Source organism: Bacillus sp. AG4(2022) (assembly GCF_031844465.1).
Classification (GTDB): domain Bacteria; phylum Bacillota; class Bacilli; order Bacillales; family Cytobacillaceae; genus Bacillus_AB; species Bacillus_AB infantis.
This window is the reverse complement of sequence record NZ_JAUZVH010000010.1, coordinates 81,855-107,166: the sequence shown is the minus strand read 5'-3', so window position 1 is coordinate 107,166 and position 25,312 is coordinate 81,855. Positions and strand designations below refer to the sequence as shown.

The following is a 25,312-nucleotide window of genomic DNA, read 5'->3' as shown; positions in this document are numbered from 1 at the left end:
ATTTTCAATACACTTCCATAATACCCGCCTGGACAAGTATGAAACCCTTCTAAGGAAGAAATTTGGAAATTTATTGCCTGATTCTATTCGTTAACTCTTTCTGCTGATTATTGTCGATTTTTCGAATAACTTCTACGATATACCTGTTCAAGAGCGACTTAATCGTAAGCGAGGCAAATGAATGATATCCTGTCCATCCTTTCTGCCATTTAACAAGTCTTGTTCTGCGCTCAGCCCAAGATTCTATCCGGAACATGATAAAAGTAATGACCATCATTTTACAGAAAAGTAGCGTCCCTTTGTCTCTGCTTGTCATCTGGTTGGCAAGCAGGGAGGCGGTCGGATAAAAAAGGTAGTCAAATAGTATATTGATATCACTCAGCTTTGGCAAAAATCGGACAGGATAGGAAACTAACTTCTTGCTGACAACATATTTATCAATAATTCCATTTGTGTACGCATTGAATAGGAATGCCAGAAGCCAATCTTTGATGGGCGGTTTCCTCAGGGTGATAAAGAGGATGCTGATTGAAATAAGAGAAATGAACGATAATATTTTTCTGTCTGAGGCACTTCGTCTCATCGCTCTTCAATCCCTTCTTTTAATCAAGGCTCTGTTATTTTTCATATGGATATTGTACTAAATGGTCCCAAAATTCAACGGCAATGTTTAACACACCATAAATAAAAAATAAAAAAGGCTTGTTTATAGCATGTTCAGAAGCAGCTTTTTTATGAAGCCGGGTTGAGAGAAAGTGGGAAAATGCAAAAAACAGCCTCTGATAAGGCTGTTTCTATTTATTAAGTATTGTTCTTATATCCACTGACGTCATATCGCGTGCAGCTGCAAAGGAGCGGACACGCTTTGTCGCCCAGTAATCATACAGCCGCGCCAGGCTGTTCCTGTCGTATACCTGATGGGCATATGAGTCATAAAAATAAACAAGCAGGACATTGACAACTTCCTTTGGCAGCTGTCTCCGGCTGTTCAGGGACCTGAGTGCCAGGTTTTCCAGTCCGCGCACTTTTCCTCCTGTAAGCCTTGTGACCATTTCTATAGGGGTGGCTGTTTGACAAAAAGAGATGAAATCCGGTTCGTATAAATTATTTAGCATCATAAATCTCCCAATTCTGGCTTCTCTTTACTATACACGTTATTTTACAGCAGCATATGTAGCTTATTCGACACACTGTGCAGCTTATTCTGGAATCAATTGCAGCGGCAGTGTGATAGTGACAGTAGTGCCCTTGTCCACTTCGCTTTCATATTCGATCCTTCCATCCATTTCCCTGATGATCTTATTCGTCACCATACTCCCAAGCCCTGTTCCTTTAGATTTTGTTGTGTAAAAAGGAAGGCCTATCTTTCTCAGCTGTTCGTCTGTCATCCCGATTCCATTGTCAGAAACCTTAAGGGACACTATATTTGCGAGCTGATTAGCCTGGATGGTGATTTTAATCAGTCCGTCCTTCTCTGTAGATTCAATAGCATTTTTTATTACATTCATGATTGCCTGCTTAAGATGGTGCTCATCACCGCGGACAAAATGATGTCCATCTTCCTCAAATAGTATAGCTGTATTTATATAATTCGCCAGCGGACGGAGCAGGTCTACACTATCCCTGATCACTTTTTCCAAATTAATGACAGTCAGATTGAATTGTTCAGGTTTGGCGATTTTTAAATAATCGGTAATAATTTTGTTGGTTCTGTCCAATTCCTCTAATATGAGAGGGGAAAAGGATTTAACCTGATCATCCGTAGTTTTTTCGCTTAAATACTGGATGAACCCCCTGACGGTGGTAAGCGGATTACGTATCTCATGGGCAATGGCAGCGGCCATCTGTCCAACCATCGTCAGCTTGTCCAGATATACAACCTCTTCTATCTGCTTATTTGTTTTAATGAGTCTTTCGATAATCAATATCATACTGCCAAAAGTAATATAAAAGGCTGAAAAATACATGAGATAAAACGATGCATCCAAGAACCTGATATTAAAATAAATGACCAGGATGTATAGGAACGCATAAACAGCAAAAGCTGCAGAACTTACAATCAATTTATACGAAGTTTCGATGTACTTCTTTCGAAAGGCGAGTCCGATCAGCATGGCTAGGAGAGAAACCACAATGCCGGTCAGCACAAAGGGTCCGCCAATCGCCATTCTGATCAGCGAGACGACAAGCACAACGATGAGGCCGGGTATAGGACCGGCATAGAGTGAAATAATCAGTATAGCGATCATCCGGAAATCAAAGTGTGTTTCACCAAGCGTCTCAATAGGATACAGCATGCAAAAGACTGCACCCAGAGAGCCAATCAGCCCGTATGTTAGCTTATGCTTAAAGGAAAGAAGCTCCTTCAGCTGGAATGGGAAAAATAAATTTGCATTAAAGGTAAATGAGAATAGTATCGTCATATTTATTAAAAGCGTTTTTAGCAAAGTAATCAAATGTGATCCCCCAAAAATGACCTATATAAGACATTCTGCAAACTGCCACCCTTATTATACTCGCATATCCTTGCCTGCGGGGGAATTGTACAAAATTCCTGTTTTTTTTGCAGGAAAAGCCTGAGCTTTATTTGTATATTATTCAGAAAACGCTTAGGGAAGTGGAATCAATGAACAGATTTTCTGCTGTTGAAAGCCAGTTTAGGTTAAAAATAGGCAAGGAAGAGGAGCTGACTGACCGGGTTGCACTTTTGCATTCAGAAGATGGGAAACGCTATATTCTCAAAAAGACAAACGGACTATGTTTGGAGAAAGAATCTGAGCTGCTTCGGATCTTAGAAGGTAAGGGCATACCCACCCAGCAGCTGATGCCTGCTTTAGATGGCTCCAGCTCCTTTATTTATAGCGAAGAGCAATACAGCCTCTACACCTATTGCAAAGGGAAAAACCTTAAGGCTGATGAAGTGCTTATATCTGAAAAAGCGCCACAGCTGCTGGCATCCGCCATTGCGGCTGTTCATATTGAAATGGATAAGATACAAATTGGCTATCCGGAGAAGGACCTCTATAAAACCGTTTATGGTTTTGCTGTCCCTGAGGTGGTGAAAAGCCCATTAGCGAGGGGGGATTCTATCAGAGAGATTATTGCTGCTATAGAGCCGGCTGTCAGAAATATGTCTGACACGCTTCCCAGGCAGCTGATTCATCGCGATGCATGCATATCTTTTCAATCTGCTTTTTGATAACGGCAAGTTCTCAGGCATCATCGATTTTGAAATTGCTGAAGTAAGCCATCGGATCTTCGACATTTGCTATTGTGCGACTAGTGTGTTATCCGAAATATTTGGTAAAGAAGCAAAAAGGGGACGGTGGGTGCTTTTTTCAAAAACACTTTTCAGTCACTATGATGAATCAATAGGACTGTTGGCCTGTGAAAAGGAACATTTGAGGGATATGATGCTTTGCATCCAGCTGATTTTTATGGCTTATTTTTCAAAAAACAAGGATTTGTTCACCATTAATGCAGAAATGCTTGTCTGGATATTTGAAAGGCGGGAGGCATGGAAGCAGATTTAGAATTGGTTTGCGCTTTCAGTACATGTGCTATTAGGAGTACAGGCCTTATTAGCAACCTTTTGGATATATTAGCAGCTTTCTGATCTTATTAGCAACTTCCCCACCCGAGAGGAGATTGAAATTCGCAATAAAGGCCCGGGACTATGTCCCGGACCCTTTTAATCAGGAGCGTCCGTTTTTGCCGGCTTCATCAGCCAGCTGATCAAATGATTTAACTTTGCCATGCGGATGCTGAGTTTCTTTTCTTTGCCGCCACTGTCTTTCTTCCTGCTTTTTAGACTGTGTCATGAGAAGCCCTCCTCTTAGTGGTGTCCTTTTTAGATTTGCCGGATGTCCCTTTTTCAGTCTTAAAACTTTCTCCCAGCTGGATCCTTAAGGATTTTTTGCTTAGATTCCTTATTCCCGATCCTCGCTTATCTGCTGTAATTATACGTTTGTGTTAAATTATGGAAGGAAGCAGCCGAAAAGGTAAAACAAGACAGCACAAACGCCCGCTTATATAGAGGGGTCAAGGTGTTCCTTTTTTGGCCAATGCATCACGGTCTGTCGTTCCGGGAGGCTGCTCCAGCCAGCCGTGCTTGATCATTATGTCAGCCCCGCTTTTAGCATATAATGCAATCTCAACGGCAAGCCGCTGGTAGCTGGCAGCTACATCAGTACGCTGGCTTGCAACACCTGCTGTAGCATAATTTCCGGATCCGGTTGCACTTAACAGAGACATATGAAACATCATAAGCTTATCGGAAAATACCTGCATGGTTGTATCATACACCGCTATATTAGGTGAACCCACGGCCTGTATATTGCTTTCCAGGAGAATCTTCGTAAAAATGCCGACATGCTTTTGGGAAATTTCTTTTCCTCTCAGCATAAATTCCTGTACTTCTTTCAGCCGCGCTGTTTGTGCAAAAGCTGCGGCAATCTGGAGTCCGATGGAATTTGTCTGTATATTCACGGTCAAATGAGAAATTTCCACCGCGTTCAAAGGCCTTTTAGTCACAAAGGGGTTGAGGCCGCTTAAATATTTCTTTGTATCCACATAATCCGTTTCATGCGGATAAGATATATATGGAGCTCTTATGTAAATTCCTTTTTCCAGCATCAGAGTTGTAGTCTTATTGTAGAGCGAGGCTGTTTCTGCCAATCCTTCGGTAAAGAATTTCCTTATATCATTTCTGGCAGACATAGCAAGCATGCCGCTGTAAGCAAGCATTCCTGCTTTTGCCATATGGTTTATATATGCAAGGCAGAAGGTATCTGAAAACAGCTTAGGAGCATCAAGATTGACATCGCCGCCGCCGAAGCCATTCGGGACAGCCATTTTTTCCTCTTTGAAAAGAGGTTCCAGGTACTGCAGGTGGCTGTTCGAAAGATCAATGGCAAACTGGAGGGCTGCGCCAATTTCAGCTTCTGAGGCATGTGTAATCATGTAGCCAAGAACACATTTTGACATGCTATCATTCATATAAGTAGTCCAGAGCATCGCGATTTCTGCCGATGTAAGGGGTGTTTTCTTTTCCATGGGAAGACTCCTTCAATCAGTATGGAGTTAGTGTTTGCAATTAAGTTAGGAATTATCAGGAAAGAACTGATATCCCAGTTATGACTATGATCTTTCAACTGTTTAAAAAGATAGAAAAGTTAGAATTTTATCTTTTGTGTTGACGAAATTTTCTAAATTGGTTATTCTTAGTGCACCGAAAAAAATTATATATCTATAATTTCTTATCCAGAGAGACGGAGGGGTATGGCCCGAAGAAGTCTCGGCAGCAGGTTCTTTCGAACACTGTGCCAATTCCATCAGGCAGAAGCCTGGCAGATAAGAAGGGATCTTGTTCATACATACTGTCCTCTTCTATCTGCAGAAGGGGATTTTTTATTTCAGCCAGCTAAAATCTTATATCACTTATCCAGAGAGGCGGAGGGACTGGCCCAATGAAGCCTCGGCAGCAGGTCTGTGGACACTGTGCCAATTCCACCGGATATACCGGAAAGATAAGCGGAGAACAAATTCCTCTCAGCGTGTCTTTGCTGGGAGGGTTTTTAGTTGGTTAAAGAAGTAAAGAACATTTTCGGAATAAGCATGAGAGGGCGGGGGGATTGCAAATATAATTCTTAGTATTTTAATAAGTTAAATCGCTTTAAATCATTGAATTGAAGGGGGAATCATGAAATGAAAAAATTATCACTTGTAACGCTTGCCATCCTGCTGTTCGCCCTGGCTGCGCTGACAGGATGCAGCAATGGCGAAGGATCATCATCCGGAGAAAATGATGTTGAGCAGGTACTAAATGCCAATCTTGGAGGGGAGCCCTATACTCTTGATCCTGCTTTTGCATCTGATACAACTTCCTTCTGGGTGATCGATAATCTTTATGAGGGCTTGTACCGCTACGATAAAGACGGAAATGCTGTGGAAGGGGCAGCAAGCAAGATTGATGTTTCTGAAGACGGTAAAGTATACACCTTTACAATCAGGGACGGGCAGAAATGGTCCAATGGAGATCCGCTGACAGCAAAGGATTTTGAGTTTGCATGGAAAAGGGTTTTGAATCCCGAAACTGGCGCCTACGACCCATCCAGCTTTTATTACATAAAAGGGGCTGAAGAATATAACAGGGAAAATGGTGCTGTGGAAGATGTAGGAATTACCGCAGTGGACGACAGTACCCTGAAGGTCGAGCTGAACACACCGATCAAGTTTTTCCCGAAAGTTCTTATGGGCCAGGGCTTCATGCCGGTGAATCAGAAAACAGTCGAAGCAAATGAAAACTGGGCGGCAGGTCCGGAAACAATCGTTACCAATGGCGCTTATACACTCGGGGAGTGGGAACACAATAATCTTCTTACCCTGAAAAAGAACAGCAATTACTGGAACAGCGAAGACATTACGATGGACGCAGTAAACTTTAAAATGGTGGCTGATGCCAACACCGAGTATCAGATGTATAAATCCGGCGATATTGATTTGATCAAGAATCTTGCAGCCGATGCGATAGATATGGAAAAGGGAGGCAAGGAGTTTATCAACTCGCCGCAATTCAGTGTCTATACCTATACATTCAATGTAAATGAAGAGCCTTTCAATAACAGTAATATCCGGAAAGCATTCAGCATGGCAGTTGACCGTGAGGCAATCACAAAAAACATTTCGAAAGGCGGAGAAGAGCCCGCATACGGCTATGTAGGATTTGGCGTAGAAGGGCCGTCTGGAAAGGATTTCCGGGATGAAAAGGACCCTTACTACTCTTTTGATGCTGACGAAGCGAAAAAATTGCTGGCAGAGGGAATGAAGGAAGAAGGCTGGAAGGAGCTTCCTGCTGTCACCCTTAAATATAATTCAGAAGGCAACCATAAAAAGATTGCTGAAGCTCTGCAGGAAATGTTCAAGGTTAACCTTGGTGTGGAAGTGAAGCTTGAGAACCAGGAATGGAAAACATTCATAGATACTTTCAAGCAGAAAAACTTCCAGGCTGCACGTATGGGCTGGGTAGGGGACTTCCTGGATCCGTACCCTGTTCTGGATCTATACAGCTCAGGCAGTTCCAGCAACTTTACAAACTGGTCCAATCCTGAATTTGATGAGCTGCTCGACCAGTCGCTGATTGAGCAGGATGAATCAAAGAGATTTGAGCTGCTGCATCAGGCTGAAGCTGTCCTGATGGATGAAATGCCGATCATCCCAATCTACTTTTCTTCTCAAAATGCTGTCGTGAAAGAGTATATTAAAGGAATCCGGTTCAGCCCTCTCAACAATCCGGATTTCCGCTATGCTGAAAAAACTTCTGAATAAGTGTATCCGAAAGGAGCCGGCATTCCGGCTCCTTTTACAAGGTAAAAGAGGCATATGCACAAAAAACAGCCTTCTTCAGGCTGCAGGTTAAGAGGAAGCGGCGGGCATATTGGAAGCCGGCAGAGCAATGATCTTGCCGCCGATCTGGATATGGACGGTATCTTTGTATATAGCCTTAACAATGCCTTTTAGCAAAACAGGTGAATCTACCGCTAATTTCTTTGAGTCTTTGCTGATTTCCATGCCAGAATCCTCCCAGGTATAAATTTTGATAAATCGGCAGAATGAATAAACATATAAATCAATTCTACCTTTATCGCTGAAATCCTGCGTATTTTTCACACAAAAGCAATTAAACTCAGCAGCTTTCTTCTATTAATATCTTAAGCCGCCATTATACATATGGTGTATTCAGACAATCTTATAATTTTTATGCGATACGACCGTGATTGGAGTATCAATTTTTAACAGCAGTGCATCCTCATCGCTGATCTGGACAAGAACGCTTTCTTCTTTGACCTTCACGACTGTTCCGGTAATGGAAAGATCATGTCTTTTAAATCTGATTGTATCTCCCTCTTTTGCCATCTTCGCGACCCCTTATCGTTAAATTTTTCAAACAGTAAAAACTATGACGTAAGGACTACCCTAGTGAAATTAAATTCATTATTGCACCATAAGAAACCACTGTCAAACAATAAGGTGAACTTCAGTTCAGGTTTTTTTATCTCCCGATTTTAGCTCTCTATGATGTTCTTTATATGATATGATGAGTTAGGAGGTGAGCGTATGGCGGATAAAAATGCCGGCGCGTTTCCAGGAGAATTCCCATCCCTGCCTAAACAGGAAAGAGCGCTGCAGAAGCGGAAGGCGCTGCTGGAAAGCGGGCGGCGGCTATTCATAGAAAAAGGCTACGAAATGACAACAGCAAAGGAAATAGCAGCCGCAGCCGATGTGGCCACAGGCACCTTTTACCGCTATTTCTCTGATAAACGCCAGCTGCTTATGGCACTGCTGCAGGATAAAATCGACTTTCTGATGATTCCGGAGCCAGACTGGCTCAGTGAAGACCCGGTTCACCTGCTTGCCCGTCTGCTGGATGAGCACTATAAAAGGCTTGAGGCTGTCGGCATCCATCGTGTGCTGCCTGAACTGCTGCCCAAGGATTCTGAATTGGCCGGAATTTTGCAGGAGGCTCGGAGAAATATACATATGCAGATTGTGCAGGGTTTAGAACTGGCGAGGCAAAAAGGATTGACCTGGAAGGATATAGATCTTGACACTGCTGCATGGTCAGCCCTTATTTTGGCAGAAAATGGCCCCGAGAAAGAGGAGCAGAGCTCTTCGCCCCTCAATACACTGGAAGCAGCCCGAATCATCTGCAGGATGATTTTCCCCCCTGAGGCAATCAGCCGCAATGTGAAGAGTGATGCTGAAAATATGGAATAGAAGGCCCTGGCAATGTGCCGGGCCTTATTTTATTGATGCTGAAGTTATGACAGGCTGAATCATTTCAAAATATTCTAAACACCTGCAAATTATTAACCATTCCACGCTTCTACTGTATTATTTTTTATTTCCTCTCAAGCTGCTTCAGCCCTTTTTTCAGTGCCTCCACAGCCAAAATGCTGGTACATACTGATGTAATCTCATTGGCGAAGATGACCTTCGCCCCATAATAGAAGGCCGTACCAAAACCCATCTCCAAAGCAAGGAATTTTCTGATGGAAGACGCTTCTATAATAAAGAAAATAAACCGGCTATCTGCTCTCATTTCGTTCACCTTCCCAGACTGATCTTTTATCATATGTCTGCAAAGATTAGTCCAATTCCTGGTACTTCCTGACTGCAATAAACTTCCTGTTCATGTGCTTTTTAACTCAATGTTTCATTTCCTGCTCATTCAGGGAAAAGCTAATATCAGCATCTTGATTTTTTTCAGCGAGAAAGGGGACCGCATACATGTCAGGAATTTTACTGGCTGTCATAACAGCAGCATGCTGGGGCAGCATCATCTTGGTCAGCAATAAACTCGGAGGGGATGACAATAGCCAGACCTTTGGGACGACCATCGGCGCACTTATTTTTGCAGGTGCGGTATTTCTCTTCGTCAGGCCAGAACTTTCGCCGCTGGTATGGGGAGCCGGGCTTGCTTCCGGGGCGCTTTGGTCCCTGGGACAAAAAAATCAGTTTGGGGCCGTGAAATATCTTGGAGTCGCAAAGACTACTCCGCTATCGACCGGCCTTCAGCTTATCGGGACAAGCTTTTTCGGGATTGTTGTTTTCAATGAATGGTCAACAGGGCTTCAGATTACACTCGGCATCATCGCCCTTGTCCTTATCATCGGCGGAGCAGTCATGACTTCCTGGGGACAGAAGGAAGGGAATGACGAATCAAAGAGTTTAAAAAAAGGGCTTGTCACCCTGCTAATATCGACTGTCGGTTTTGTCGGATATGTTGTCATCATCAACTGGCTGGAAATCGACGGATGGTCTGCCCTCCTTCCGCAGGCGCTCGGTATGGTCATTGGCGGAACGGCCTTGACCATTAAAAATAAGCCGTTCAATAAATATGCCCTTCGTAATCTAGTGACGGGGCTGATCTGGGCAACCGGAAATCTGACGCTGCTGCTGTCGCTTCCGAAAATCGGGGTGGCGACAAGCTTCTCGCTTTCCCAGACCGGAATTGTCATCTCTACCCTCGGAGGAATTTTCCTTCTCGGCGAGAAAACGTCCAAAAAGCAAACCATCCTTATCATCACAGGGTGCCTGCTCATCATTGCAGGCGGCGTGCTGATTGGGTTTACAAAAGGATAAGCAAAGGAGAATGGATATGTATAAAGACCTTGAAGGAAAAACAGTTGTGATAACAGGAGGAAACTCAGGACTTGGCCGGGCGATGGCCGAAAGATTCGGAGCAGAAAAATCGAATGTCGTCATCAATTACCACAGCAGTGATGATAATATTGATGAAATCATTGAAAAGATTGAAAATGCGGGAGGAAAGGCTACCAGCATCCAGGGTGATGTCGGCAGTGAAGAAGATATTAAGCGGATCATTGAACATGCAGTGCATACCTTTGGTTCTCTTGATGTTATGGTCAATAATGCAGGGATTGAAAATGAAGTCCCATCACAGGAACTTTCATTGGACGATTGGAATAAAGTCATCAACACAAACCTGACGGGTCAGTTCCTTGGCTCCAGAGAGGCGATTAATTATATGCTGGAGAACGAAATAAAAGGTTCTATCATCAATATGTCATCCGTGCACCAGCGTATTCCCTGGCCGCATTTCGTCCACTATGCTGCCAGCAAGGGCGGCGTAAAGCTGATGACCGAGACACTCGCGCTTGAATTCGCCCCTAAAGGAATACGGGTCAACTGCATTGCACCCGGGGCCATCGATACACCGATCAATGCAGAAAAATTCTCGGATCCTGAACTGGAAAAAGGCGTTCTGGAGCTCATTCCGATGGGGTATATCGGAAAGCCTGAAGAAATCGCGGCCTGTGCCGTCTGGCTGGCATCAAAAGAAGCAAGCTACGTTACCGGGCTCACACTCTTCGCTGACGGAGGAATGACGCAATATCCGGGGTTCCAGGCAGGGAAGGGCTAAATTGGGGTTTTAATACATGTGAAAAGAGGGTTCGGAGAAAAATATTCCGTGCTCTTTTTTTGGGCTTTATCTAAGAAATTTACTTAATGTGGTCTGATTTTGTAAAAAATTATGTAAACCCTGATGACCATCGTTTCAGACCCGCTCATTGCAGGAAATTGCTTATGCCCGGCAGTGGCCTGCATTGTGGAGGTTCAGCTTTGCCCCGGGTAAAGCGAAATGTTAGGAATGCAAATCATCAGCCAGTAGCTGTATAACCAGGTCGAAGATCTTTTTGTATTTTGGAGAATAATTAAGATTCTAAACCCAACCATGACGTTTATCATGTCCATCATATGACATGTATGTCTTACATCACCTCTCTCTATATTACATAATGGAATTAGCAAGTACGAGGAGGATTAACTGTATGGATAAAAAAACGTCAAAACCTGGCAAATTATCGAGGAAAAATATCTCTCCTTATGAAAAAGCAGATACAAAGAGCAGTATTGTCCAACTAATAAACACGCTGGTGCCATTCTTTCTCATTTGGTATCTGGCCTATGAAACCATGCAAATATCCTATCTGATCACCTTGATTCTGACTGTTGTTAATGCAGGATTCCTGGTGCGGATCTTCATCATTTTCCATGACTGCTGCCATAATTCTTTTTTCAAAAGCAAGAAGGCGAATGAAGTGCTTGGCATGATCACCGGAGTAATGACACTCTTTCCTTTCCATCAGTGGAGGCACAGCCATTCTGTCCACCATGCAACCAGCGGTAACCTTAATAAAAGGGGCACGGGGGACATATGGGTCATGACGGTTGATGAATACATGGACGCCAGCTTATGGCAGCGCGTGCAGTATCGGGCTTACCGCAATCCGCTTGTGATGTTCGGCCTCGGACCGATTTATGAGTTCCTCATTGCCCAGCGCTTCAACCGAAAGGGAGCACGGCCTAAGGAAAAAATGAACACTTATGTCACAAACATTCTGATTGTCCTGGTAATTGGGCTTATGTGCTGGCTGGTAGGCTGGAAGGCCTTCCTTCTGATCCAGGGACCGATTTTCTATATTTCCGGTGCGCTTGGCATCTGGCTGTTTTATGTGCAGCACCAATTCGAGGATACTTATTTCGAATACGATAAAGAATGGGAATTTGTCAGGGCAGCTGTTGATGGAAGCTCCTTTTATAAGCTTCCGAAACTCCTGCAGTGGCTGACCGGCAATATCGGCTTCCACCATGTCCATCATCTCAGCCCAAGGGTTCCGAACTATTATCTGGAAGATGCCCATAATAAAGAGCCGTTGCTCAAAAATGTCCAGACGATCACACTATCAACTAGTTTGAAGTCGCTGAAATACCGATTATGGGATGAACAGAGCCGCAGCTTTGTTACTTTCAGGGATATCCATCACCTGCTGAAAGCACAGAAGAAGAAAAGTGTTTCAGTTTAAAAAGCCTATTCAAAGGACGGAGCCCGGAAATCATGGCTCTGTCCTTTTTTGAAAGACTGTTCTCGTATAGATTGTTGCTTTCGAAAAAATCCCAAGAGCCGGATTTTTCCCTTCATACAAAAACTTTCTCTTTGAAAAAAGAGAGCAGCTCTTTTCCTATCATGATATTTCATGGTAAGCAGGGTGATATCTGTAAATTTTTTTTTAGAAAACAACAAAGTTTAAGAAAAGAGCCTTTTGAAAAGACATTTTTATGTAAAATAAGGATACAAAGATATTGGAGTTGTATAATGAAGAAAAAATTGCTTGTCTTTAACAGCAGCACCGGGATATCCCCATATATTTGGGCGATTTTGACGATACTGCCTTTCTATTTCATTTTCCAGTCTTCATCAACAGCGGAAATCGTTGCCGGCATCATTTTAACTGTCATCTTTTATTTATGCTTCCGGCTGGCATTCCTTTCGAGGGGATGGACAGTCTATATCTGGGCAGTCGTGCTGATCGGGATTTCATCTGCAATGACCACACTATTCGGCTATGTGTATTTTTCGTTTTTCATTGCTTATTTTATCGGCAATATTACTGGAAAGGCCGCTTTTGCCGTTCTTTATATCCTTCACCTGGTCGGCGCTTCTGCAGCGATTAACTATCAGTTTGTATTGCAGGATCCTTTATTTCTGAAGCAGATTCCATTCATTATTATCAGCTGGCTCAGTGTCATCCTCCTGCCATTCAGCATCAAGAACCGCAACATGCGGGGCAGGCTGGAGTCGCAGCTGGAAGATGCCAATAAACGGATCTCAGAGCTCGTAAAAATGGAGGAGAGGCAGCGGATAGCCAGGGATCTGCATGATACGCTAGGCCAGAAGCTTTCACTCATCGGCCTTAAGAGTGATCTGGCGGGTAAACTCGTCTATAAAGATCCTGAGCAGGCCCGTTCTGAGCTGAAGGATGTGCAGCAGACAGCCAGGACCGCCCTGAATGAGGTCAGGAAGATGGTCTCCCAGATGAGGGGGATCCGGCTGAAGGAAGAGGTAGTCCTGATAGAACAAATACTAGACGCGGCAGGGATTTCATTTGTGCTTAAGCAGGAGCGGCAGCTTGTCAATGTCTCACTATTTGTGGAAAATATCCTCAGCATGTGCCTGAAGGAGGCAGTGAATAATGTGGTGAAGCACTCCAATGCCAGTGAAGTCATCGTGGAAATCATGCAGGCCAATGACGAAACCGCAGTCACAGTGAGGGATAATGGCGCAGGCATAGACCCTGACCGGGACATTGGCAAAGGAAGCGGCCTGCTCGGAATCAGGGAGCGTGCTGAATTTGTCAATGGCACTATGGAGGTGTACCAGGACGAGGGAACCACACTGATTGTCCGGGTGCCGAATGTTGTGAAGATCAGACAAAAGGAGGAGCTGCAATGATTCGGATTGTCATAGCAGAAGATCAGCGTATGATGCTCGGTGCACTTGGTTCGCTGCTGAGCCTTGAAGATGATATGGAGGTTGTCGGCAAGGCTGGAAACGGCGCCGAGGCTGTATCCCTGGTCCATAAACATAAGCCGGATGTCTGCATCATGGATATTGAGATGCCGCTGAAGACCGGCCTTGAGGCAGCGGAAGAGCTGAAGGGCATGTGCAAGGTCATTATTCTGACGACCTTCGCCAGAACAGGTTATTTCCAGTCAGCTATCAAAGCCGGCGTCAGCGGCTACCTTCTTAAAGACAGCCCGAGCGAAGAACTGGCAGGCAGCATCCGCAGTGTCATGGCAGGCCGCCGCATTTACGCCCCGGAGCTGATGGACGATATGTACGCCGAAGAAAATCCCCTGACCGAAAGGGAAAAGGCAGTACTTGAACTGGTCGCAGACGGCAAGAACACAAACGAAATTGCAGCAGAGCTGTCCATTAAAACCGGGACAGTGCGGAATTATGTGTCCGCAATCATGGAAAAGCTTGAAGTACAGAATCGAATTGAAGCCATCACGCGCTCGCGTGAAAAGGGCTGGTTTAAATAGTGGGAAGAGCTGGAGGGATTCCGGCTCTTTTCTTTGTGTATTGGCAATATTTTCTAAATAGAAAAATTATCTCTGATTCTGGGTTGAATAAAAGTAATTCTAGGTAGAATCCTTCACATTTCAGGTATAAAAACTAAAAATTCAGGCATAAAAACTAAATTTCTATGTAGAATCCCTCCTTCACCACAATAAGGATATGCCTCATCACATCCAAATTAAGGCAGTCAATCCCCAATTCGGCAGAGTCCAGCCAGAAATTATATGATCATCAGAAAAATTTCCCTGTTTTTTGACCCTTTTTACATCTGTGTTGCGTCTATATTACAAACGGCTTTTTGAGCAGCTAGGAGGGGGGCGATTGAACCCTGACAGAGACAAAGATTGGCAGAAGCTTGCAAAGGAAGAAGCCATAGAATATGCCATGGATTTGTATGGCGAGAAATTGAAGCGGTTTATTTATACATATACGAAAAGCTGGTCACAGACTGAAGATGTGCTTCAGGAGGTGTTCCTGAGTGTTTATATGAATCTGGAAAACTTTAAAGGTGAATCGTCTTTTAAAACATGGATTTACAGGATTGCCGCAAATAAATGCAAAGATCATCTAAGAAGCTGGCATTACCTCCATCTCCAGCTTACTGACAAACTATTCTGGTTTGACAGAAGGGAGAAATCGGCTGAGGATGAGCTGGTTGAAAAAGATGGACAGGAACGCCTGATGGAAAATATTTTGGGGTTGCCGGTCAAATACAGGGAGAGCATCCTCCTTTACTATGTGAAGGAATTTTCAATGCCTGAGATTGCCGAGATTCTGGATCTTCATATTGAAACGGTTAAAACGAGGATCAGAAGGGGCCGGGATAAGTTGAAAGTCTTTTATTCTGAAGAAGAAGGGAATGAATTCAGTGGATGACAGGCTGGAAGATTTGAAGCGGCAATTTGATTCCTATATTTCTAAGGACCCGGTTTTTACAGAGAAAGATAAAAGGCTGATCAGGCAAAAGATTGCGGCAGCGAAGGAAAAGAAAGCGGCACGTTACTCAACCTTTATCCCCAGGGCTGCCGCATGGCTCACAGCAGGTGTATTTTTTCTGTCTGCGGGCGGTTTTGCCGGATATCAGCTGGGCCTCCTGCAGACAGAAGGACAGAGTTTAAAACAGCAGGAAACAGTTAAAGAAATCGTCCCAATCGACGATGGCCGAAACATTTTTGACCCTGAGAAAGCAGTGGCGGGCGATATGGTAGCGGGAATGGGTTTATCCCAGCTTGATAGTGAAGGCAGGCATGGAGCATTCCAGACAGTGTATGCAGAATTCAAGGGAGAAAAGCTTTTAAGCGGCACAGTCCAAAGTTTCGGCGGCTCCACCGGTTTCCTAGAAGGCCAATTCTACTTTAAGCCTGATGCAGATTCTGCAGCTCTCCTGCCGCGTTTTAAGGGAGACACAAGGGAAAGCTGGATTATTTTTGAAAATCAAGAAGACTTCTCAGAAAAAATAAAAACGGCTGCAGAAGAAGGCGGAAAGATGCAAGTCGTCATAGACACCTATACCATCCGCTTTGCCCCATCGGATTCAAACAATACTGCGAGGATAAAATCAATTGTAAAAAATTCACCGGTAATCTCCATAAAAAAGGAAGGGAAAACAGCTGTTCCTATGGAAAAAGGTAAAGGGAAGGCTTCCATTTCAATCGACAGCACACAGAGGTTCATCTGCGGAATTTCGCTTGAAAATCTCAATCCCGGCCGCCGGTATACGATTACACTGAAGTCTTCCGCAAGTGCTGGCGTTGTGTTCGGACCGGCTGAAAATATAGAAATAGCTGAAGGGTCGATTGAGGATGAAATTTATTTCATCCCTTCTGCTGACGGCAGGCTTGAGGTGTCGATGGCTAACCCAGTCCGCATCCTTGAAGGCGGGAGTGAGTTCTTTTTGATTGTACAGGCAGAGGGCGATATGGCGGACATGTCTGTATCCAGGCCTTTTCAATTCAGAAAATAAAAGGGGGGTCTTAAAAGTGGAAGTGGAAAAAGAGAAAAAAAAGTCAAAAAATAAGCTGCCATTCCGGCTCAACCTGCTTTTTTTCTTTGTTTTCGTATGCTTCAGCCTGCTGATTGTGCGGCTGGGCGTGGTCCAGATTGTCAAAGGTGAGGATTTCGTGAACGAGCTGAACCGGACCGAAAACCTCGTCATCAAAGAATCTGTTCCAAGGGGGAAAATTTTTGACAGGGATGGCCGGCTTATTGTCGACAATATCGGGCAGAATGCCATTTCCTATATAAAGGACCAGAACACGAAGCAAGAGGAAATCAAGGATGTTGCTGCAGAGCTTGCCAAATATATTGAAATGAGCACAGATAAGCTGACAGAAAGAGATCTGAAGGATTTCTGGATCCTGACCCATGAAGAAGAGGCAAAGGCACTGCTGACTGAGGAAGAGCTGGAAAATGAAAAGCTGACATTTAAAGACCTTTATAAGCTTCAGCTAAAAAGAATTAATCCGGAAAAGCACCTTGCGGAAATGACGCCTCAGGATAAAAAGGTGGCCGCTATCTTCAGGGAAATGGCAAAAGGCTATGCGCTCACACCGCAGATCGTCAAAAATGAAAATGTAACCAGTAAAGAAGCCGCTCTCGTTAGTGAGCATCTTCAGGACATGCCAGGTGTCGATGTTTTCACGGACTGGAAGCGTGAATATCCGAACGGCGATACGTTCCGCTCGATCCTTGGGAATATCAGTTCAAGCGATGAAGGCCTTCCTCAGGATCGGCTGGAATATTTCACTTCACGCGGCTACAGTCTGAATGACCGGGTCGGGAAAAGCCAGATTGAATATCAGTATGAAGATGTGCTCGCTGGTGAAAAGACGAAAACAGAATACAAAGTGGACAAAAGCGGAAAAGTGAAGGAAGCAGAGGTAATATCTCCCGGAAAAAGCGGCAAGGATCTGATCCTGACCATTGATCTTGAGCTGCAGGAGAAGGTGGAGGAAGTCATCGAACGCGAGCTGAAAGCTGCTAAAGCAAGCGGCGGCAGGTTTCTCGACAGTGCATTCGTTGTCATGACCAATCCAAGGACAGGTGAAGTCCTGGCTATATCAGGCAAGAAACTTAAATACGATAATGGCGGCTATAAGGTGGATGACTATGCACTTGGGGCTTTCACTTCATCGTATGAAGTCGGGTCCGCCGTCAAGGGGGCGACTGTACTTGCCGGCTATGAGATGGGCGTCCTGCAGCTCGGAACCAGATTTAAGGATGAGCCTCTTAATCTGTATGAAACTCCAGTGAAAAAATCATACAGCCTATCGCTCGGTTCGCCGAATGATATTGAGGCACTGAAGAAATCATCGAACGTTTATATGTTTAAAACGGCGATCCGGGCGCTAGGCAAGGAATATACCCCCGGGATGAAGCTGCCGTATGATCCAGGCGCATTTGAAAAGTTCCGCTATTATTTCAATCAGTTCGGCCTTGGTGTCAAGACGGGGATCGACCTTCCGAACGAATCCAGCGGCCTGCCGGGCACCGATTACAGGCCCGGGCTTCTGCTCGACTTGTCAATCGGACAGTATGATACGTATACAGCCCTTCAGCTCGCACAATATATATCGACGATTGCCAATGACGGCAACCGCATGAAGCTCCAGCTTGTCAGGGAAATCAGGGAACCATCACCGGCAAAAGAGCTGGGCCCTGTCTATAAGGGCTTCGAGCCGGTTACACTGAACCGCATCGATATGAGCGAGCGGGAAATCCAGCAGGTTCAGGCCGGCTTCAAGAAGGTATTCCAGGAACAGGGCGGGACTGCAGCAAGCTATTTCAGCGGGAGCCCTTACCGGGAGTATGACCTGGCAGGAAAGACCGGCACAGCACAGTCGTTTTATTATAGTATGGAAGAGAAAAAGCTATACAAAGACACACCAACCTATAATCTCACACTGGCGGGATATTCGCCTTCACGTGATCCCGAGGTTGCCTTCTCGATTGTTGTGCCTTATGTGTCTTCTGATAAAAACACCATCAATAAAAAAATCGGCCAGGGCATTATGAAGGCTTATTATGACTTAAAAAAAGGAAAAATAGCTGAGGACACCGAATAAGATGGAAAAGGCGAAAGTAAGGGGCCATGAATGGGCCCCTTTTTCCATGGCTGAAATGATCACCTGTAATCTAAAACTAACTTAAAGGGGGATTTTTAAATGATAATCAGAGCGCTTAAGAGCTTGGGGGAAAAAGAACTGAAACAGCTGTCCGTGCTGCTGGCTGATGCAGTCAACAGCGGAGCGTCGATTGGATTTCTGCCGCCGATGGATGAAGCAGCCGCATATTCCTACTGGAAGGAACTGCAGCTGAATGATACTGCCCTATTGATAGCAGAAGAAAAAGGAACTATAGCAGGGGCTGTCCAGCTTCAATTTTGCACAAAAGAAAACGGCAGCCACCGTGCTGAAATAGGCAAGCTGATGACACATACAAACTTCCGCCGCAAAGGGATTGGCCGCCGGCTGATGGTGTCCGCCGAGAAACGGGCAGTGGAAGGCGGAATTTCCCTGATTGTGCTCGATACAAGGGAGGGAGATCCTTCCAACCTGCTTTATCGTTCCCTGGGTTATACAGTATCAGGCATGATTCCCTGCTATGCCCGCTCGGAAGACGGCACCCTCCACACAACTGTCTTCTATCACAAACTCCTATCTTAATATCCTGCTATATTGGGAAACTGCCAGGGTTTACGCTTTTACTCCCCGCTTCTGGAAGAAAAATGTTAAAATACAATAGATTGACAAATTTTTCATCCGGGAGACGCATCACTGAAATTCGGATAATTATCCGGGAGCGCTCTCCATTCATTTAGGAGGCAGAAATATGAATTCACTATTAAACAAGCCAAAAGGCATCGGCCAGATTCTTGACCTTACCTTCAGTCTGGCCAGGAACAGATTTGGTTCTTTTACTGCTATCTTTCTCATTCTGGTAGGGCCGGTTTATCTTCTCCAGGCACTGTTCAGCCTGGCTGCGGGACAAAGCTTTTTCAGGGACATTAATGCCGGGGGGAGCTGGTTTGAACAAATTGCTTCAAGCTTTGAAACAGACACCACGGGAGCAGGTATTTACGCACCGGGTTCGCTTTTTGCCGATCTGGGCCTGGTATTTGCCGGCCTTCTGTCAGCTTTAATGATCCCTGTGGCGGGGGCGGCTGTCCTTATAGCGGTAGACCAGGTGAGAAAAGGAAAGGAGTTTACCCCGGGAATGGTGATCAAGAAGGCTTTCAGGCGGTTCTGGCCGATCCTGGGAACAAGTATACTTTTTAGCTTAATCACCTTCGCCATCGTTATCCTGCCGATTGTATTCGTATCAATCACTGGTATATTCGGGTCCATGGTCCATCCTGTGATCGGCTTCATTTTTGCCGGGCTGTTTTTACTCGCTTTTGCCGTTGGAGTAGGCTACCTCCTGACGAGGTGGAGCTTTTACTTTGGATATACCGTTCTGGAAAAGAAAGCTCCGGGTTTCTCAGAAAGCTGGACATTGACCCAGGGGCGCTCCTGGCATATGCTCCTTATTTATGCCCTGCTGTTTTTGATCATCGGGATAGTATCTTTTGCGATCGAGATGACGGCCGGCCTGCTCCTTGGAGGCAGTGTACTGTTTGATATCATCCTGAACCTGGCAACCCTTGTCACAACATGTTTGTATTATGTCGGGTTTTCTGTGATGTATTTTGATCTGAAAGGAAGGCAGGGCGGCGATGACCTTAACAGCATGATAGAGGACTACAGCCGGGTGCAGTAGAATGAGTGTTGAGAATATTGGCAAGAGGTGGAGACGTTGAAGAATGCAAAGCAAGCAAGAAAAGAACTATCTGAGATATTGGAAGACAGGGAATATACCGTCTACCAGGATCAGGGGGAGAGCTTTCTTGAGAAGCTGAGGGAAAAATTCTTCACGTGGCTTGAAGGGCTGTTCCCGCAGATAGAATTTTCCAGCGGATCTTCAGGCTCCTTTCCGTTCATCATGGTCCTGGCGGGAGTCCTATTCATTGGAATAGTCGTGTTTGCGGCATCAAGGGCTGCCAAAAGGCAGAAGATCCTGCAGGAGCATCAGCCACTCGACAGGGCCTCTGAGATCAGCTGGTCCTATAAGAAGCATCTTGAGGAAGCCGGAAAGCATGAGGAAGCAGGGGATCTGACAAAGGGAGCGCGGCATATATTCCTTGCCCTTTTATTATGGTTCGATGAACACGGGTGGCTGAAGGCAAAAATATGGAAAACAAACTGGGATTATTATGAGGAGCTCAAAAAAACAGACAGCAAAACCGCTGAGATTTTCTTTTCTCTGTCAGCGCTTTTCGACAGGGCTGCCTATGGGGGGCAAAGCATAAAGCCCGGTGAGTTCCAGCAATACAAGAAAGAAACATTAAGACTTATGGACAATAGTGCAAACCCGAAGGAAGGGAGGGAACCGGCAATTGCGGACTCAGCTGATTAAGAAGGCTTTTTACTGGATAGTTCCGCTTCTGCTGTTTATTATGGCCAGTTATTTCCTGGCCGGAGACGCGCCTGCCGGCTATCCTCCTTATCTGTCCAAATCCCCTTCGCCGACAGGCATCAAGGGACTTTATACATATTTGGAGCAAAGCGGCTCCAGCATCAGAAAATGGAGCAGGGACCCCGGTCTGCTTCCAAACCCTGAAGAGCCCATCCTTCTGGTCATGGCAGAGCCGAGTTCTGTCCCTGACAGAGAGGAGATGGCCGCTTATACGAGATTTTTGGAGAATGGCCATACAATTTTGCTATTCAAGGAAAATCCGGCACCTATGTTTGGAATAGAAACAGAGCAATTTGCCTCTGAAGCGGAAAGCGCCGTCATGGTTGCCGATAAGGAAGGGGGAAAGCACAGTGCTGCCGTATTCTCTCCGTTCAGGATTACAGAAGAGCCTGAAGATGAAATTTTGCTTTCCGATGAACTGGGAGCGGTGGCAGTCAAAAGGGCGATTGGCAAAGGCAGCCTGATTGCCGTCAATTCCCCTTCCTGGCTCACAAATGGAATGATATTGGATGAGAACCATTTTGAGCTCATCCTGGCGTTAATGGACGCAGCAGCTGCCCGGGATATTTTTATAGATGAATTTTTGCATGGGCAGGAATCATCTTCAGGCGTGGGCGCATATCCCCAATGGTTCCTCGTTATTCTTATCCAGGGTGCCCTGCTCGCCTTATTATGGATATTCTATAAAGGCAAAAGGTTTGGCCCTGTCGACTGGCCGAGGGAGGAAACTGTCCGTTTTACCGATGAAAAGATTGCTGCTTTGTCTGCCTGGCACATAAGGGGAAGACGCTACCAGGACTCGCTCAGGATCCAGGCTGATTATACGAAAGAGCTGCTGCAGGAAAAATGGGGCATCCCATACAGCCGCGGCTGGGAAGAAGCTGGGGAATCCATACTGGCAAAAGCATCATCTTTGACTGAAAAAGAGGTGGATTCGCTTACTGAAGGGACATCTTCTATATTAAAAGAAGAGAATTTGCATAAAAAAGATTATTTGCGCTGGTCTGCAAAACTGGATGATTTAAGGAAAGAGGTGGAGAAAAATTGAATCAAGATACATCAGCACTTCTGCAGCAGTATGAGGGACGGATAAAAGGACAGGGGCTGAACCTGCGGCTTCTGCTAGCCGCTATCCTCTCCGGGGGGCATGTACTGATCGAAGGGGTGCCGGGCACTGGGAAAACACAGATGGTCAAGACGCTGGCCGGGCTTCTCGGCGGCGATTTCAGCCGGATCCAGTTCACACCTGACCTGCTCCCGAGCGATATAACCGGAAGCATGATCTATAACATGAAGGAAGGCTCTTTCCAGACGCTGAAAGGGCCGATTTTTACTAATGTCCTGCTCGCCGACGAAATCAACAGGACACCTGCGAAGACACAGGCTGCTCTTTTGGAAGCGATGGAAGAGAAGCAAGTGACTATACAGGGGGAGACCTATCAGCTCCCGGAAGCATTTTTTGTTGCGGCAACCCAGAATCCGATAGAATTTGAAGGGACTTATCCTTTGCCTGAGGCCCAGCAGGACCGTTTCCTTTTTAAACTGATCATCGCTTTTCCTGAATTTGATGAAGAAAAGCTTGTCCTTCAGTCTGTGCTGGAAGGACGGATGGAAACCGGGTCGATCATGCAGGCACTTTCACTTGTTGACTTTTTGTCCATACGAAAGGATATTGAGAGGGTCGCTTTAAGCAATGACATTCTGGATTATATCATGAAGATTGTCAGGAAAACGCGTGAAGCGGAGTCCATCAGGTTCGGTGCCAGTACAAGGGCGGCCATCTCTATCGGAAAGGCCGGAAGGGCATGGGCCTATCTGGCTGGCCGCGATTATGTGACCCCTGATGACATCAAGATGGTTTCCAAGCCGGCTTTAAGGCATAGGATCCAATTATCACCAAATGCAGAATTGGAGGGAAGGACTGTTGACCAGACCATCGATGAGCTTGTGGGATCGGTTCCTGTTCCGAGATAGAGGCATACTGCCTGGAAAACGGCTCCTTATCGGCATGCTTATTCTTTCACTGGTCCTGGCGGCGGCAGCATTCTGGGGAGTGCCATGGAAGCTGGCAGCAGGGCTCAATATCGGTTTTTTGCTGCTTTCCTTCACGGATCTGGCTCTATTGCCTAAAAGTTCGAAGATCATGGTGAAGCGGAGTGTACCGGAAGAAATGGAAAGAGGGCTTCCATTTGAAATTGGCATTGAAATAGAAAACCATTCACGGCAGCCTTTAACGTTAAGGATCATTGATGATCTTTCCGACTCCTTTGCCAGGCCTTTTCCGCTTAAGCGCAAGATTGCAGGATTCACGAGGGGAGCTGTGCAATATGAAACTAAGGCTGGTACAAGGGGGCATTATAAGCTGAACAGGATTTATATCCGCTGCAGCAGTATCCTTGGCCTATGGGAGAAACAGATGGTGAAAGAGGCGGAAAGCCAAGTAAAGGTGATTCCTGATTTGACCGAAACCCGGCGTTATCTTGAAAATGCTCAATCCTATTTGCTGTATGAAGGAGAAAAGATCCGGAGGCAGCAGAGCGGAGCGGGGGAATTTTCAAAGATCCGGGCATACGCGGCAGGCGATGATCCCCGGAAAATCAATTGGAGGCAGACTGCCAAGCTTCAGGAGGTCATGGCCAATGTCCATGAGCCTGAGCACGGAAAATATGTCACTATTATGATTGACTGCGGCAGGATCATGGGTGCGGAGCTGGAAACCGGCAACCGGCTTGAAAAGGCTTTGGAGGCGGCGATGACTACGGCAGCGGCTGCTCTCAAAAACGGTGATTATGTTTCCATGCTCGCTTTTTCAAAAGACATTAAATCTTATATACCGCCTGCAAAAGGGATGCAGCACTTAAACTTCATCCTGAAAGCCTTATATGCGATCCAGGCGGATGCTGCAGAATCCAACTATAGCGGTGCCTTTCAATATTTGCAGACTGTCCAGAATAAAAGGAGCTTATTGCTTCTCTTTTCTGACGTAAAGACTTTCATCCTGGAGGAAAGTGCGCTTGTTTACCTGAAAAGGATCCGGCAGAGGCACCTGTTCTTTATGCTGGGAATAGAAGACAATATCCTGGCAGCACATGCCAAAGCGCGGCCGGAGGATATAAAAAGCGCTATGCTGAAAAGCATGGCGCAGCAGCAGATCCTTATGGTTAAGCGGGAAAAGCTGAAGTGGGAAAAGCAGGGCCTGCAAATGGCGGAAGCTCCTGAAGGAAGGCTCGCCGCAGCTGCTGTGTCCCATTATATCAGTGTGTTGAACCGGGGTCTTCTTTAAAGAAGCATCCTCCTGCAAGGTCTCATCGAGCTTGCAGGGGATGTTCGAGGCGTTTTCGTTTTTGATCCAGTAGCCAGCCTGACCATGCATAAAACAAAAGTCCAAGTACCGTCAGGAAGGCGGCCGCATACTTCATTTCGAGCGGAAGAGGAGAAGGTGTGATAAACCCTTCGATCAACCCGGCGAAGATAAAGAGCGGAATAGTTCCCAACAGCAGCTGCACCGACCTTTTCGCCTGGGTTTTCAGCTGGTAGCCACGGGAGTATCTGCCGGGGACAAGAAGCTTGTAGCCCATCAGCAGGCCGGCGCCTCCCGCTATGAATATAGCGGTAAGCTCTATCATTCCATGAGGGACAATATAGGCCCAGAATTCATAAGATTTGCCATGCGACCAGAACAGGCCGGCAATGGCGCCTACAATGATGCCATTATAAATCATAAGATAGACGGTCAAAATGCCGAAGGTGATGCCGCCGGCGAATGCCAGGATCGCGACACGGATATTATTGGTCATGATGCTTGCTGACATGACGGCAGAATCTACCGCACCTTCATTCTCGCCGAGCCTCTGGGGGTCTATCGCCCCTGACATCTCGGCGGGGAGAATCGAATGGATCGAAAGGGGATCATTGATGACAGCGAAGAAGCTGCCCAGACCGCCTAAAGTGAAAAGAAGCATGCTGGCAACTACAAATTTCCATTGCTCGAACAGCAGCCTTACAAACTTGATCTGGAAGAAATCTTTCAGCTGAGCCATGCTGGAGGATTGGCTTTTATATAAAAGATTATGCGTCTTTGCGACAAGATCATTTAAATAAAAAGTCACTTCTTCGTCAGGAAAGAAAGTCCGGGAGAATGAAAGATTTTGTGCTGCTTTCTGATACAGCCTGTCAAACCGGGCCAGATCAGTTCCTGCAGCTTTCCTTCTTTGCATCCTGGCGAGCAGCTCCTCCAGCTCCTGCCAGTTTTCCCGATGCTGCTTGATGAACTGTTTACTATTCAAACTAATCACCTGCCTGTAACCATAAAAGTTGTATCTCCATTATAAGTCATAGGGAGAGAGAGATACA

Annotated in this window: 27 protein-coding genes and 2 riboswitches; of the genes, 18 read left to right on the top strand and 9 right to left on the bottom strand. The window is 45.7% G+C overall.

Going from position 1 to position 25,312, the window contains the following annotated elements:
- Window positions 1-70: 70 nt before the first annotated feature.
- The 3 genes from Q9R36_RS22810 to Q9R36_RS22800 form a co-directional block, all read right to left on the bottom strand.
- On the bottom strand, window positions 71-583 hold the full coding sequence (locus Q9R36_RS22810) for a CBO0543 family protein (RefSeq protein ID WP_311225920.1): 513 nt from the start codon (window positions 581-583) through the stop codon (window positions 71-73).
- Window positions 584-794: 211 nt separating this feature from the next.
- A complete protein-coding gene (locus Q9R36_RS22805) occupies window positions 795-1,118 on the bottom strand; it encodes a hypothetical protein (RefSeq protein WP_311225919.1) in 324 nt (107 codons plus the stop codon).
- Window positions 1,119-1,199: 81 nt separating this feature from the next.
- A complete protein-coding gene (locus Q9R36_RS22800; RefSeq protein ID WP_483861651.1) occupies window positions 1,200-2,423 on the bottom strand; it encodes an ATP-binding protein in 1,224 nt (407 codons plus the stop codon).
- A gap of 203 nt (window positions 2,424-2,626) precedes the next feature.
- On the opposite strand from Q9R36_RS22800, the gene Q9R36_RS22795 reads away from it, so the two are divergent.
- Window positions 2,627-3,199, top strand: a complete 573-nt coding sequence (locus tag Q9R36_RS22795) for a phosphotransferase (RefSeq protein ID WP_311225917.1) — start codon at window positions 2,627-2,629, stop codon at window positions 3,197-3,199.
- Window positions 3,168-3,533: a phosphotransferase gene (locus tag Q9R36_RS22790; RefSeq protein ID WP_311225916.1), complete on the top strand. Its 366-nt coding sequence runs from the start codon at window positions 3,168-3,170 to the stop codon at window positions 3,531-3,533. Before Q9R36_RS22795 ends, Q9R36_RS22790 begins: the two co-directional genes overlap by 32 nt.
- A 162-nt stretch (window positions 3,534-3,695) precedes the next feature.
- Here Q9R36_RS22790 and Q9R36_RS22785 read toward each other — a convergent pair whose 3' ends face one another.
- Entirely contained in the window at window positions 3,696-3,821 is a 126-nt protein-coding gene (locus Q9R36_RS22785; protein WP_311225915.1) for a DUF6254 family protein, read from the bottom strand.
- A 220-nt stretch (window positions 3,822-4,041) separates the two neighbouring features.
- On the bottom strand, window positions 4,042-5,055 hold the full coding sequence (locus tag Q9R36_RS22780) for a DUF3231 family protein (protein WP_311225914.1): 1,014 nt from the start codon (window positions 5,053-5,055) through the stop codon (window positions 4,042-4,044).
- A gap of 200 nt (window positions 5,056-5,255) precedes the next feature.
- A riboswitch (SAM riboswitch) is annotated at window positions 5,256-5,359 on the top strand.
- 77 nt (window positions 5,360-5,436) lie between these two features.
- Window positions 5,437-5,535: riboswitch (SAM riboswitch) on the top strand.
- 171 nt (window positions 5,536-5,706) lie between these two features.
- Between Q9R36_RS22780 and Q9R36_RS22775 the strand changes: the two genes are divergently transcribed.
- Window positions 5,707-7,326 (top strand): peptide ABC transporter substrate-binding protein, encoded by a 1,620-nt coding sequence (locus Q9R36_RS22775; RefSeq protein ID WP_311225913.1) that lies wholly within the window; start codon window positions 5,707-5,709, stop codon window positions 7,324-7,326.
- Between the two features lie 87 nt (window positions 7,327-7,413).
- Here the strand turns inward: Q9R36_RS22775 and Q9R36_RS22770 are convergent, their stop codons facing one another.
- Complete coding sequence (locus tag Q9R36_RS22770; protein ID WP_009793575.1) at window positions 7,414-7,569, bottom strand: hypothetical protein; 156 nt, start codon at window positions 7,567-7,569, stop codon at window positions 7,414-7,416.
- Window positions 7,570-7,737: 168 nt separating this feature from the next.
- On the bottom strand, window positions 7,738-7,914 hold the full coding sequence (locus Q9R36_RS22765; RefSeq protein ID WP_257991173.1) for a YkvS family protein: 177 nt from the start codon (window positions 7,912-7,914) through the stop codon (window positions 7,738-7,740).
- Between the two features lie 201 nt (window positions 7,915-8,115).
- On the opposite strand from Q9R36_RS22765, the gene Q9R36_RS22760 reads away from it, so the two are divergent.
- Complete coding sequence (locus Q9R36_RS22760) at window positions 8,116-8,775, top strand: TetR/AcrR family transcriptional regulator (RefSeq protein WP_311225912.1); 660 nt, start codon at window positions 8,116-8,118, stop codon at window positions 8,773-8,775.
- Window positions 8,776-8,899: 124 nt separating this feature from the next.
- On the opposite strand, the gene Q9R36_RS22755 is transcribed toward Q9R36_RS22760, so the two are convergent.
- Entirely contained in the window at window positions 8,900-9,100 is a 201-nt protein-coding gene (locus Q9R36_RS22755; protein WP_311225911.1) for a hypothetical protein, read from the bottom strand.
- Window positions 9,101-9,288: 188 nt separating this feature from the next.
- Here Q9R36_RS22755 and Q9R36_RS22750 point away from each other — a divergent pair, with 188 nt between their 5' ends.
- The 14 genes from Q9R36_RS22750 to Q9R36_RS22685 all read left to right on the top strand — a co-directional run bounded on the left by Q9R36_RS22750 (window position 9,289) and on the right by Q9R36_RS22685 (window position 24,242).
- Window positions 9,289-10,143 (top strand): GRP family sugar transporter, encoded by an 855-nt coding sequence (locus Q9R36_RS22750; protein WP_311225910.1) that lies wholly within the window; start codon window positions 9,289-9,291, stop codon window positions 10,141-10,143.
- 16 nt (window positions 10,144-10,159) lie between these two features.
- Window positions 10,160-10,945: a glucose-1-dehydrogenase gene (locus Q9R36_RS22745; protein ID WP_224897476.1), complete on the top strand. Its 786-nt coding sequence runs from the start codon at window positions 10,160-10,162 to the stop codon at window positions 10,943-10,945.
- A 409-nt stretch (window positions 10,946-11,354) separates the two neighbouring features.
- A complete protein-coding gene (gene desA / locus Q9R36_RS22740; RefSeq protein WP_224897474.1) occupies window positions 11,355-12,389 on the top strand; it encodes a Delta(5) desaturase DesA in 1,035 nt (344 codons plus the stop codon).
- Between the two features lie 290 nt (window positions 12,390-12,679).
- A complete protein-coding gene (locus Q9R36_RS22735) occupies window positions 12,680-13,816 on the top strand; it encodes a sensor histidine kinase (RefSeq protein WP_224897471.1) in 1,137 nt (378 codons plus the stop codon).
- Window positions 13,813-14,409, top strand: coding sequence for a response regulator transcription factor (locus Q9R36_RS22730; protein ID WP_224897469.1), 597 nt, complete (start codon window positions 13,813-13,815; stop codon window positions 14,407-14,409). The genes Q9R36_RS22735 and Q9R36_RS22730 overlap by 4 nt, the downstream gene beginning before the upstream one ends.
- A 358-nt stretch (window positions 14,410-14,767) precedes the next feature.
- Window positions 14,768-15,322, top strand: a complete 555-nt coding sequence (locus Q9R36_RS22725; protein ID WP_101547856.1) for a sigma-70 family RNA polymerase sigma factor — start codon at window positions 14,768-14,770, stop codon at window positions 15,320-15,322.
- Window positions 15,306-16,409, top strand: coding sequence for a hypothetical protein (locus Q9R36_RS22720; protein WP_224897467.1), 1,104 nt, complete (start codon window positions 15,306-15,308; stop codon window positions 16,407-16,409). The genes Q9R36_RS22725 and Q9R36_RS22720 overlap by 17 nt, the downstream gene beginning before the upstream one ends.
- 16 nt (window positions 16,410-16,425) lie before the next feature.
- Window positions 16,426-18,510, top strand: a complete 2,085-nt coding sequence (locus tag Q9R36_RS22715; protein ID WP_311225909.1) for a peptidoglycan D,D-transpeptidase FtsI family protein — start codon at window positions 16,426-16,428, stop codon at window positions 18,508-18,510.
- 99 nt (window positions 18,511-18,609) lie between these two features.
- Window positions 18,610-19,110: a GNAT family N-acetyltransferase gene (locus tag Q9R36_RS22710; RefSeq protein ID WP_311225908.1), complete on the top strand. Its 501-nt coding sequence runs from the start codon at window positions 18,610-18,612 to the stop codon at window positions 19,108-19,110.
- A 166-nt stretch (window positions 19,111-19,276) separates the two neighbouring features.
- A complete protein-coding gene (locus Q9R36_RS22705; protein ID WP_224897461.1) occupies window positions 19,277-20,203 on the top strand; it encodes a hypothetical protein in 927 nt (308 codons plus the stop codon).
- 36 nt (window positions 20,204-20,239) lie between these two features.
- A complete protein-coding gene (locus Q9R36_RS22700) occupies window positions 20,240-20,899 on the top strand; it encodes a DUF4129 domain-containing protein (protein ID WP_311225907.1) in 660 nt (219 codons plus the stop codon).
- Complete coding sequence (locus Q9R36_RS22695; protein ID WP_311225906.1) at window positions 20,880-22,007, top strand: DUF4350 domain-containing protein; 1,128 nt, start codon at window positions 20,880-20,882, stop codon at window positions 22,005-22,007. Before Q9R36_RS22700 ends, Q9R36_RS22695 begins: the two co-directional genes overlap by 20 nt.
- On the top strand, window positions 22,004-22,933 hold the full coding sequence (locus Q9R36_RS22690) for an AAA family ATPase (RefSeq protein ID WP_311225905.1): 930 nt from the start codon (window positions 22,004-22,006) through the stop codon (window positions 22,931-22,933). Before Q9R36_RS22695 ends, Q9R36_RS22690 begins: the two co-directional genes overlap by 4 nt.
- A gap of 34 nt (window positions 22,934-22,967) precedes the next feature.
- Window positions 22,968-24,242, top strand: coding sequence for a DUF58 domain-containing protein (locus Q9R36_RS22685; protein ID WP_396137135.1), 1,275 nt, complete (start codon window positions 22,968-22,970; stop codon window positions 24,240-24,242).
- A 22-nt stretch (window positions 24,243-24,264) separates the two neighbouring features.
- On the opposite strand, the gene Q9R36_RS22680 is transcribed toward Q9R36_RS22685, so the two are convergent.
- Complete coding sequence (locus tag Q9R36_RS22680) at window positions 24,265-25,245, bottom strand: stage II sporulation protein M (RefSeq protein WP_311225903.1); 981 nt, start codon at window positions 25,243-25,245, stop codon at window positions 24,265-24,267.
- Window positions 25,246-25,312 lie beyond the last annotated feature (67 nt).

Coding starts and splice junctions, on each gene's coding strand:
- Q9R36_RS22730 (WP_224897469.1), top strand. CDS start 13,813: ATGATTCGGATTGTCATAGCAGAAGATCAGCGTATGATGCTCGGTGCA.
- Q9R36_RS22780 (WP_311225914.1), bottom strand. CDS start 5,055: ATGGAAAAGAAAACACCCCTTACATCGGCAGAAATCGCGATGCTCTGG.
- Q9R36_RS22760 (WP_311225912.1), top strand. CDS start 8,116: ATGGCGGATAAAAATGCCGGCGCGTTTCCAGGAGAATTCCCATCCCTG.
- Q9R36_RS22770 (WP_009793575.1), bottom strand. CDS start 7,569: ATGGAAATCAGCAAAGACTCAAAGAAATTAGCGGTAGATTCACCTGTT.
- Q9R36_RS22775 (WP_311225913.1), top strand. CDS start 5,707: ATGAAAAAATTATCACTTGTAACGCTTGCCATCCTGCTGTTCGCCCTG.
- Q9R36_RS22720 (WP_224897467.1), top strand. CDS start 15,306: ATGAATTCAGTGGATGACAGGCTGGAAGATTTGAAGCGGCAATTTGAT.
- Q9R36_RS22805 (WP_311225919.1), bottom strand. CDS start 1,118: ATGATGCTAAATAATTTATACGAACCGGATTTCATCTCTTTTTGTCAA.
- Q9R36_RS22685 (WP_396137135.1), top strand. CDS start 22,968: ATGCTTATTCTTTCACTGGTCCTGGCGGCGGCAGCATTCTGGGGAGTG.
- Q9R36_RS22735 (WP_224897471.1), top strand. CDS start 12,680: ATGAAGAAAAAATTGCTTGTCTTTAACAGCAGCACCGGGATATCCCCA.
- Q9R36_RS22810 (WP_311225920.1), bottom strand. CDS start 583: ATGAGACGAAGTGCCTCAGACAGAAAAATATTATCGTTCATTTCTCTT.
- Q9R36_RS22790 (WP_311225916.1), top strand. CDS start 3,168: ATGCATGCATATCTTTTCAATCTGCTTTTTGATAACGGCAAGTTCTCA.
- Q9R36_RS22710 (WP_311225908.1), top strand. CDS start 18,610: ATGATAATCAGAGCGCTTAAGAGCTTGGGGGAAAAAGAACTGAAACAG.
- desA (WP_224897474.1), top strand. CDS start 11,355: ATGGATAAAAAAACGTCAAAACCTGGCAAATTATCGAGGAAAAATATC.
- Q9R36_RS22800 (WP_483861651.1), bottom strand. CDS start 2,423: ATGACGATACTATTCTCATTTACCTTTAATGCAAATTTATTTTTCCCA.
- Q9R36_RS22765 (WP_257991173.1), bottom strand. CDS start 7,914: ATGGCAAAAGAGGGAGATACAATCAGATTTAAAAGACATGATCTTTCC.
- Q9R36_RS22795 (WP_311225917.1), top strand. CDS start 2,627: ATGAACAGATTTTCTGCTGTTGAAAGCCAGTTTAGGTTAAAAATAGGC.
- Q9R36_RS22750 (WP_311225910.1), top strand. CDS start 9,289: ATGTCAGGAATTTTACTGGCTGTCATAACAGCAGCATGCTGGGGCAGC.
- Q9R36_RS22785 (WP_311225915.1), bottom strand. CDS start 3,821: ATGACACAGTCTAAAAAGCAGGAAGAAAGACAGTGGCGGCAAAGAAAA.
- Q9R36_RS22755 (WP_311225911.1), bottom strand. CDS start 9,100: ATGAGAGCAGATAGCCGGTTTATTTTCTTTATTATAGAAGCGTCTTCC.
- Q9R36_RS22705 (WP_224897461.1), top strand. CDS start 19,277: ATGAATTCACTATTAAACAAGCCAAAAGGCATCGGCCAGATTCTTGAC.
- Q9R36_RS22745 (WP_224897476.1), top strand. CDS start 10,160: ATGTATAAAGACCTTGAAGGAAAAACAGTTGTGATAACAGGAGGAAAC.